The 7,416-nt window shown below is 70.4% G+C and carries 8 protein-coding genes; 4 read left to right on the top strand and 4 right to left on the bottom strand.

Annotated elements, in window-relative coordinates; genetic code table 11:
- Window positions 1-110 precede the first annotated feature (110 nt).
- Genes ABZY20_RS10810 through ABZY20_RS10795 form a run of 4 tightly spaced genes read right to left on the bottom strand, consistent with a single transcriptional unit; the run spans window position 111 to window position 3,435 of the window.
- Window positions 111-1,424 (bottom strand): cation:proton antiporter, encoded by a 1,314-nt coding sequence (locus ABZY20_RS10810; RefSeq protein ID WP_356439632.1) that lies wholly within the window; start codon window positions 1,422-1,424, stop codon window positions 111-113.
- The gene (locus ABZY20_RS10805) at window positions 1,421-2,149 is read right to left on the bottom strand and encodes an alpha/beta fold hydrolase (protein WP_356439629.1); all 729 of its coding nucleotides are present in this window, start codon (window positions 2,147-2,149) and stop codon (window positions 1,421-1,423) included. Before ABZY20_RS10805 ends, ABZY20_RS10810 begins: the two co-directional genes overlap by 4 nt.
- Before the next feature lie 31 nt (window positions 2,150-2,180).
- Window positions 2,181-3,134 (bottom strand): chlorinating enzyme, encoded by a 954-nt coding sequence (locus ABZY20_RS10800; protein WP_356439626.1) that lies wholly within the window; start codon window positions 3,132-3,134, stop codon window positions 2,181-2,183.
- A 28-nt stretch (window positions 3,135-3,162) separates the two neighbouring features.
- On the bottom strand, window positions 3,163-3,435 hold the full coding sequence (locus tag ABZY20_RS10795; RefSeq protein ID WP_356439623.1) for an acyl carrier protein: 273 nt from the start codon (window positions 3,433-3,435) through the stop codon (window positions 3,163-3,165).
- A gap of 386 nt (window positions 3,436-3,821) precedes the next feature.
- On the opposite strand from ABZY20_RS10795, the gene ABZY20_RS10790 reads away from it, so the two are divergent.
- From ABZY20_RS10790 to ABZY20_RS10775, 4 genes are read left to right on the top strand one after another with little or no spacing between them, the layout of a single operon-like run.
- Window positions 3,822-4,040 (top strand): MbtH family protein, encoded by a 219-nt coding sequence (locus ABZY20_RS10790; protein ID WP_356439620.1) that lies wholly within the window; start codon window positions 3,822-3,824, stop codon window positions 4,038-4,040.
- 44 nt (window positions 4,041-4,084) lie between these two features.
- The gene (locus ABZY20_RS10785) at window positions 4,085-5,035 is read left to right on the top strand and encodes a thiamine pyrophosphate-dependent dehydrogenase E1 component subunit alpha (RefSeq protein ID WP_356439618.1); all 951 of its coding nucleotides are present in this window, start codon (window positions 4,085-4,087) and stop codon (window positions 5,033-5,035) included.
- Complete coding sequence (locus ABZY20_RS10780) at window positions 5,032-5,262, top strand: acyl carrier protein (RefSeq protein ID WP_356439616.1); 231 nt, start codon at window positions 5,032-5,034, stop codon at window positions 5,260-5,262. Before ABZY20_RS10785 ends, ABZY20_RS10780 begins: the two co-directional genes overlap by 4 nt.
- Window positions 5,259-7,412, top strand: a complete 2,154-nt coding sequence (locus tag ABZY20_RS10775; protein WP_356439613.1) for a 2-oxo acid dehydrogenase subunit E2 — start codon at window positions 5,259-5,261, stop codon at window positions 7,410-7,412. The genes ABZY20_RS10780 and ABZY20_RS10775 overlap by 4 nt, the downstream gene beginning before the upstream one ends.
- Window positions 7,413-7,416: the final 4 nt, after the last annotated feature.

Raw genomic sequence — 7,416 nt, 5'->3', positions numbered from 1 at the left:
GGGGGGCGGGGGGGGGGGGGTGGGGGCCCGCCCGGCTCCTTCTCGTGGCGGGGCGGGGGCGCTGGCGCCCCCCCCCCCCCCCCCGCGGCCGGTGTCGTCCTGTGGGCGGTTCAGACCGTACTGAACTCCTTCTCCCGTTCGGTCTCCGCCGCCGTCTTCGGCATGTGGCGGGTGGCGCGGCGCAGCAGGGGCGGTGCCATGACGGAGGTCACGACGGCGATCAGGATGATCACCGTGTACGTGGCGTTGGTGAGCACCCCGAGTTGCAGACCGACGGTGGCGAGGACGATCTCCATCACGCCCCGGGCGTTGAGCCCCGCCCCGATGGCCATTCCCTCCGCGTGTCCGAGCCGGCCCGCGCGGGCCCCGAGATAGCCGCCCACGAACTTGGCCAGCGTGGCCACGGTGAGGGCGACCACGGCGGCGGCGAGCACCTCCGGGCGGGCCAGCGCGGTCAGGTCGACCTGCAGCCCGGCGGTGGCGAAGAACAGCGGGGCGAGCACGGCCATGACGAACGGTCGCAGCGTGCCCAGGGCCGCGCGGCCTGCCGGTCCGAGGGAGCCGATGACGATGCCGCACAGGAACGTGCCGAGGATCGGTTCCATGCCGAGGGCGTGGGTCGCCGCGGCCGAGGCCATGATCAAGGCGACGACCGCGGCCGTCGCCCCTTCGGGCCGGTTCGGCTGTGCGGCGTACCGCAGCACCCGCGCGACGACCGGCCGGGCCACCAGCAGGGTGAACGCCAGCACGGCGATCAGGTAGCCGACGCTCTTGGCCACCAGACCGACGTGCACACCCACCGTCGCCATGGCCGAGACCAGCGACAGCAGCAGCCAGCCCACGATGTCGCTGACGGCGGCCGCGCCGATGATCAGCTGGCCCACGTTGCGGTGCAGCAGATTCATGTCGAGAAGGGTCTTGGCTATCACCGGCAGTGCGCTGACCGCGAGGGCGATGCCGATGAACAGGGCGAAGGTGGCGCGCTCGGCGCCCGGCGCCATCAGTGAACCGGGCGTCAGGAGCCCCAGGCAGATGCCGAGGGCGAGCGGCAGCAGCACACTGCCCGCACTGGCCAGCCCGACGGCCCGCCCCTGGCGTCGCAGCAGCCCCAGGTCGATGTGGGCGCCCGTGACGGCGACCAGCAACAGGACGCCGAGCTGGGCGACCGCGCCCAGCAGATGCCGCTGGTCCGCGTCCGGCGGCAGCAGCCAGCCGGACAGACCGGGCAGGTAGTTCCCGAACAGCGACGGGCCCAGCAGCACGCCCACGCTCAGTTCGCCGACCACGGCCGGCAGCCCCAGCCGGGCCGCCACCCTGCCCAGAACCACCGCGGCGGTCAGGAACACGCAGACCTGGGCGAAGAGCAGCAGCAGATGGTGGTGGCCGATCGCGGGGACGGCCCCGGCCGTTAACACTGTGGTCATCTCTCGTCCTCATACCTGGGGGAGGCCTCGGTGGTCCGGCTGGAGAGCGCGTCGAGCACCGCCTGGGCCACACCCGACGGGTTCGCGGCGGAGAGCAGGTGCCCGCCTGGAAGCCGCAGCACCGAGCAGTCGGCTTCGGTGTGCCGCGACCACGCGGTGAGGTCCGAGGAAGCGGTGTCGTCCAGCCCGGCGATGACCCGGATGCCGCCGGGCGAGCGGGTGTTCCGGTGCCCTGCGAGGAAAGACCCGGACAGCAGCAGGTCGTCCCGGATCAGCGGGAACGCGCCGGCCGCCAGCACCGGGTCCGCGACCACTTCCGCGGGGATCTCGCCGCCCATGCCCGTCAGCACGGCCACTGCCGACTCGATGGACGTCACCTCCGCCGGATCCAGGCGCTCGCGGGCCGACGGAGGTGAGTTGGACACGGCGAACAGCAGCGGCGGCCGCTGTTGCCGCAGCGTCGCCGCGACTGCCAGGGCGACGTACGCCCCCAGGCTCTCGCCGTACAAGGCGTCGACCGGCCCGCCGAGCTGCCCGGCCGCGTCACGCACCGCGTCGTCCGCCGTGATCAGGCACGGTTCCTCGAACCGGCGTCCGTGGCCGGGCAGTTCCACGGGCCGGAACTCGATCCGGTCACCCAGGGCACGCCTGAGCGGCCGGAAGTAGCCGATGCCGCAGCACGAGGGCGGGACGAAGGCCACCACCGGCCGGTGCTCCTGTGTCATGGACCGTCCGATCATCCGACTCCTACGGGGCTCACGCCTCGTGGATGGGAGTGCCCCGCAGCGTCTTGTCGCTGATCTTGTTGTGGCCGTACTCGTCACGGCCGCTGACGAGGAATGCCGACCACTTCTCCAGCGAGATGCTCCCGCCGTACTCCTCGATGTGTTCGGTGCCGGGGTAGATCTGCACCTTGGTCGGCACATAGCGGGTGGCGAAGCCCATCCGGTACTTCTTGCCCGTGCTGACGTTCGGCAGCGAGGCGTGCATCAGCGTCGACAGGAAGATCACGCACTGGCCGCGCTCCATGACCAGCGAGACCGCGTCCTCCTCGTTGGGCTTCCAGTCCGGGTCGTGCTGGAGCTGGCGGTAGTCGTAGCCGAAGAAGCCGCGCGGAACACCGTCCTTGATCTCCGAGTTGATGCGGCTCTCGTCGAAGTCCATCCGCTTGGTCTCGTCGTAGTTCATCTGGTGGTGCGTGCCCGGGATGATCTGGAGGCAGCCGTTCTCGATGGTGGAGTCGGTGAACGCCGTCCACACCGTCAGGGTGCCGGCGCCGAAGTTGTCCTCCGTCTCGCCCGGCCACAGCAGCTGCGGTTTGCCACTGGCGTTGGCGAAGGTGTCGGCCTGGTGCCAGTCGGTGCCCTCGTCACCGGGGTACTTCGGGAAGAACTCCGAACGCCAGCACAGCAGATCGGGGCCCAGCAGGGACGCCACCCGGTCGACGATCCGGCGGTTGCACGCGTGCCGGGCGAGCAGGTCGATGTCGAGGTGCCGGTCGTAGTTGAAGATGTTCGGCGACCCGACGCCCTTGTCCACCTCCGGATAGGCGGCGTAGGTGCGGTCCAGCGTCTCGCGCTGCACCGCCTTCCACATCTCGTCCATCTCCTCGGGGGTGTAGATGGTCAGCGGGCCGATGTAGCCGTTCTTGTGGAACGACGCCACTTCCTCGTCCGACAGGGAGAAGTCGGTCCGTGCGGTGGTGGTCATGTCCTGCCCCCTCAGTAGCGGTTCGCGGTCAGCCCTGCTCGGCCGGCCGCGCTTGTGCGACGGCCGTGCTGAGCTGCTCGGAGTAGGTGATCCTGTTGTCCAGGGCGACGCCGAAGGCATCGCCGAGATGCCTGTTCAACTTCGCGAAGGTCAGGGAATGACCTCCAATGTCGAGGAAGTTGTCGGATCCGACGATGTGCGGATCGTCCAGCTCGACGCGCAGCCACTCGACGACGGAGCGCTCGATGTCCGGCCGGCTGTTTTTATCAGCCGCCTCGTCGCTCGCCGCAGAAACCTGCATGGGAGTTCCTCCAGTCGTTCTCGCAGGTGAGTACAGAAGTCGTGCGGGCGTGCCGAAAATGCGTCGCCCGGAGTCCGGGACGGATGGTGTGGTGCCAGGCCGGCCCCGCGACTCACCCTGCGAGAGTGAAGAATTCGGTCGCGAAGTCCGGTGTCCGTGAATGACGCGGCCCGGCCGCTTCCGGAGCGGAATCGTCGCCGTCGTCGGAGAACGTGGCGTCGTCACGCTAGACCGGTGGACGCAGGGACTTCAAGGCCCGCACCGATGCCGTGTGTCCCGTCGCCGGGACACCGCCGGGGCGAGGATGGTCACCGCGTTCGAATGCCGTATAGCCTTCGAGAACCGGCTGGACTTACCGACGACTTCCTTCTGGGAAGGGGAAACAAATGGCGAATCCATTCGAGGACGAAAACGGCGTGTACCTGGTGCTCGTCAATGACGAGGGGCAGCATTCCCTGTGGCCGTCCTTCATCGACGTACCCGCCGGCTGGACGATCGCCAAGGGCGAGGACAGCCGTCAGGCCTGCCTCGATTTCATCAACGAGAACTGGACCGACATGCGTCCGAAGAGCCTGGCTGAAGCCATGGCGGCCGACCGGGCCTGAACAGCCCGGAATCCCGCCACATTGTCGAGGGAAGCGGAGAAGACATGCGTGGTCAGGCGGCCGAGATGGCGCCGGAAATCACCGAGCTGGCTGATGACGACCTCGAACTCCTACTGCTGATCAGGAATTTCGAGCTGGCTCTGCTGGACCTGTTCGCCGCGGGACGGCTGAACGGCACGACCCACACCTGCCTCGGACAGGAGTATGTGCCGGTCGCCCTGGCTCCGTTGCTCCGTGACGACTTCGTCTTCAGCAACCACCGCGGCCACGGGCACTACCTCGCCCGGTTCCGGGACCCGGCCGGGCTGCTGGCGGAGATCATGGGCCGGTCCGGCGCGTTGTGCGCCGGCGTCGGCGGCAGCCAGCACATCTACCGGGACGGCTTCCTGTCGACCGGAGTGCAGGGGCAGAGCCTGCCCGTGGCCGTAGGCGTCGCCCTGCACTACCGGCGGACCGGCGAGGAGCGCATCGCCGTCGCGCACATCGGGGACGGCACCTGGGGCGAGGGATCCGTCTACGAGGCACTGAACATGGCGCGCCTGTGGGAGGTGCCGTTGCTGGTCGTCGTGGAGGACAACGGCATCGCCCAGTCGACCCCGACCGAACGGCAGCTGGCCGGCACCGTCTCCGGCCGGGCCCGGGCGTTCGGCGCCGCATACCACTCGATCCACAGCACCGACGTCAACGCCATCCGCGCCGAACTCGCCCCGCTCGTGGCCGACGTGCGGCAAAGAGGCGTCCCGGCCGTCGTGCACTTCCACTGTCTGCGGCTCGGACCGCACAGCAAGGGGGACGACACCCGTTCCGAGGCCGAACTGGCCGACGTGCGGGCCCGGGAGTGGAGCGCGCGGTACGCGCAGCACTACGGCGACCGGTTCGCCGCGGCGGACGCCCGGACCAAGGCGCTGATGGCCGATCTGGTGGCGGAGGTGTCCGCCCGGCCGCCGTCTCGGTGGCCCGGCCTGGCCGATGCGTACCCGGGGGCCGCCGCGTGAGCGCGCTCGACAGGATCGTCGCCGAGGCACTGGGCATCGGCGCGGACGAGATCACCGACGACACCGGCCCGGCCGTCAACGCGGAGTGGACCAGCCTCCGGCACGTACAGATCGTCGCGGCCGTCAACCGGGAGTTCGGGGTCAGACTCACCCCCCGGCAGGCCCGGTCCTGCCGCAGCGTGGGCGACCTGCGCAAGGTCCTGGCGGAGAGAGGACATCTGGTATGACCACGGTCGCGGCCGACGCGGTCGGCACCGTCGCACCCCGCGTCGCGGAGCACCTCAATCGCGCGCTGCACGCACTGTTCCGCAACGAGGAGCGGCTTCATCTGCTCGGCGAGGACGTGTCCGACCCGTACGGCGGCGCGTTCAAGATCACCAAAGGTCTGTCCACCGGGTTCCCGGACCGCGTGCTGTCCACACCACTGAGCGAGGGCGGCATCCTCGGAGTGGCCGGAGGACTCGCCCTGGCCGGTGACAAGGCCATCGTCGAGATCATGTTCGGCGACTTCATCGCCCTCGGCTTCGACCAGGTGCTGAACTTCGCCTCCAAGTCGGTGTCGATGTACGGCCGCGAGGTCCCGGTACCGCTGGTCGTCCGCTGCCCGGTGGGCGGCAACCGCGGTTACGGGCCGACCCACAGCCAGAGCCCGCAGAAGCACTTCGTCGGCATCCCCAACCTCGCCCTCTACGAACTCTCGCCCTACCACGACGCCGGCGCCGTGCTCGGTGCCGCCCTGGAACGGGGCGTGCCCGCCGTCTTCTTCGAGGACAAGGTGCTCTACACCCGGCGGATGTACCGGGACGGCCGAGCCGGCGACGGCTACCGCTACGAGATGCTGGGCACAGCCGACACCGGCTGGGCGCACACCTTCCCCGAGGGGGAGCGCGGCACCGCCGACGTCATCGTGATCGCCCCGGGCGGCATGGTCCACCGAACCCTGGACGCCGCCCGCGCGCTGCGGGACGGGCACGGCCGGTCGGTGCACCTGCTGACCCCGAGCCGGCTGTACCCGCTGGACCTGGACCCGGTGCTGCCGCTGCTCGCCGGTGCGGGACGGATCGCGGTCGTCGAGGAGGGAACGGCGGGCGGCACCTGGGGAGCGGAGGTGGCGCGCCTGCTGTACGAACGGATCTGGTCGTCGCTGACCGGACCGGTGATCCTGCTGAACTCCGCCGACTCGATCATCCCGACCGCTCCGCACCTGGAGAGCCGGGTGCTGCTGGGCCGCGACCACATCGAGGCCGCCGTGCGGGCATCGGCCGGATGGGACGTCCCCCCGCAGGGCGGAGCCGGGGAGCGGACCGAGAGCGGGGCCCGGCCCGGCGAAGAGGCGGCCGAGGGCGTCGAGCTGACCGTGCCCAAGCTCAACAACAACGACACCTCCTACCTCGTCGTGGAATGGCTGGTGGAGGACGGCGCATGGGTCGACGAGGACGCCGACGTCGTGTCCCTCGAGACCTCCAAAGCGGTCGAGGACGTCCCCGCGCCCGTCTCCGGTTACCTCCAGCGGATCGTGCCGGAGGGGGAGGAACGGGGCGTCGGCGCGCTCCTGGCCCGCCTCCTTCCGCAGCCTCCCGGCGAGGCGGCACCGGCCCCCCGGACCGGGGCGCCGGACGCGGTGCCCGCCGCCGCTTCCGCGGTGCCCGCCGCCGGGGTGCCGGGACCGGCAGCCGTCCACACGCTCGACCGCGTCCAGCAGGGCACCGCTGCCGTGGTCGCCAAGAGCCATCGCGAGGTACCGGCCGGCTTCACGGTGATCCGGGCCGAGGTGGACGCCGCCCTGGACGCGCTCGGCCGGCTGGAGGAGGAGACCGGAGCGGCGTTCGGACTCGCCGAGGCGGTGATCAAAGCGGTGGCCGCGGCCTACGACGAGTTCCCCCTCTTCTTCGGCTCGCTGGTCGACGAGCGCACGGTCGCCGTCGCCGACGCCCCGCACGTCGGGGTCACCGTGGACGCCGACGGAGGGTTGTACGTGCCGGTCGTCCGCGACGCGGCCGAGCGGTCCCTCGCCGACGTCGCCGACACCTTGATGGACTTCCGGATGAAGGCGCTGACCCAGGACTTCTCCGCCGCCGAACTGGACGGCGGTGCCATCTCCGTCTCGCTCAACCCGGACCCCGGCGTCGTCCTGGTGCATCCGATCGTGCTGTGGCCTCAGTTGTGCATGGTCTCGGTGGGCGCCGTCGGTGAGGAGTACCGAGCGGGAGCGGACGGCACACCGGCCGCGGTCCGCACCGTGCATCTCGGCCTCGCCTATGACCACCGGGTGATCAACGGCAGGGAGGCCGTCCTGTTCCTCACCCGCCTCAAGGCACGCCTGGAGCAGCCGGACCAGCTGCGGACCCTGCTCGACGACGGGAGCGACCGACCATGACGAG

It is taken from the genome of Streptomyces sp. NPDC006624 (assembly GCF_040611555.1).
In the GTDB taxonomy this organism is placed as follows: domain Bacteria; phylum Actinomycetota; class Actinomycetes; order Streptomycetales; family Streptomycetaceae; genus Streptomyces.
Note: the sequence above shows the minus strand (reverse complement) of the source record. Positions and strands in the feature narration are given on the sequence as shown.

Bases quoted from the DNA above. Each gene is read 5' to 3' on its own strand.
- ABZY20_RS10810 (WP_356439632.1), bottom strand. From the start codon at position 1,424: ATGACCACAGTGTTAACGGCCGGGGCCGTCCCCGCGATCGGCCACCAC.
- ABZY20_RS10805 (WP_356439629.1), bottom strand. From the start codon at position 2,149: ATGACACAGGAGCACCGGCCGGTGGTGGCCTTCGTCCCGCCCTCGTGC.
- ABZY20_RS10800 (WP_356439626.1), bottom strand. From the start codon at position 3,134: ATGACCACCACCGCACGGACCGACTTCTCCCTGTCGGACGAGGAAGTG.
- ABZY20_RS10795 (WP_356439623.1), bottom strand. From the start codon at position 3,435: ATGCAGGTTTCTGCGGCGAGCGACGAGGCGGCTGATAAAAACAGCCGG.
- ABZY20_RS10790 (WP_356439620.1), top strand. From the start codon at position 3,822: ATGGCGAATCCATTCGAGGACGAAAACGGCGTGTACCTGGTGCTCGTC.
- ABZY20_RS10785 (WP_356439618.1), top strand. From the start codon at position 4,085: ATGCGTGGTCAGGCGGCCGAGATGGCGCCGGAAATCACCGAGCTGGCT.
- ABZY20_RS10775 (WP_356439613.1), top strand. From the start codon at position 5,259: ATGACCACGGTCGCGGCCGACGCGGTCGGCACCGTCGCACCCCGCGTC.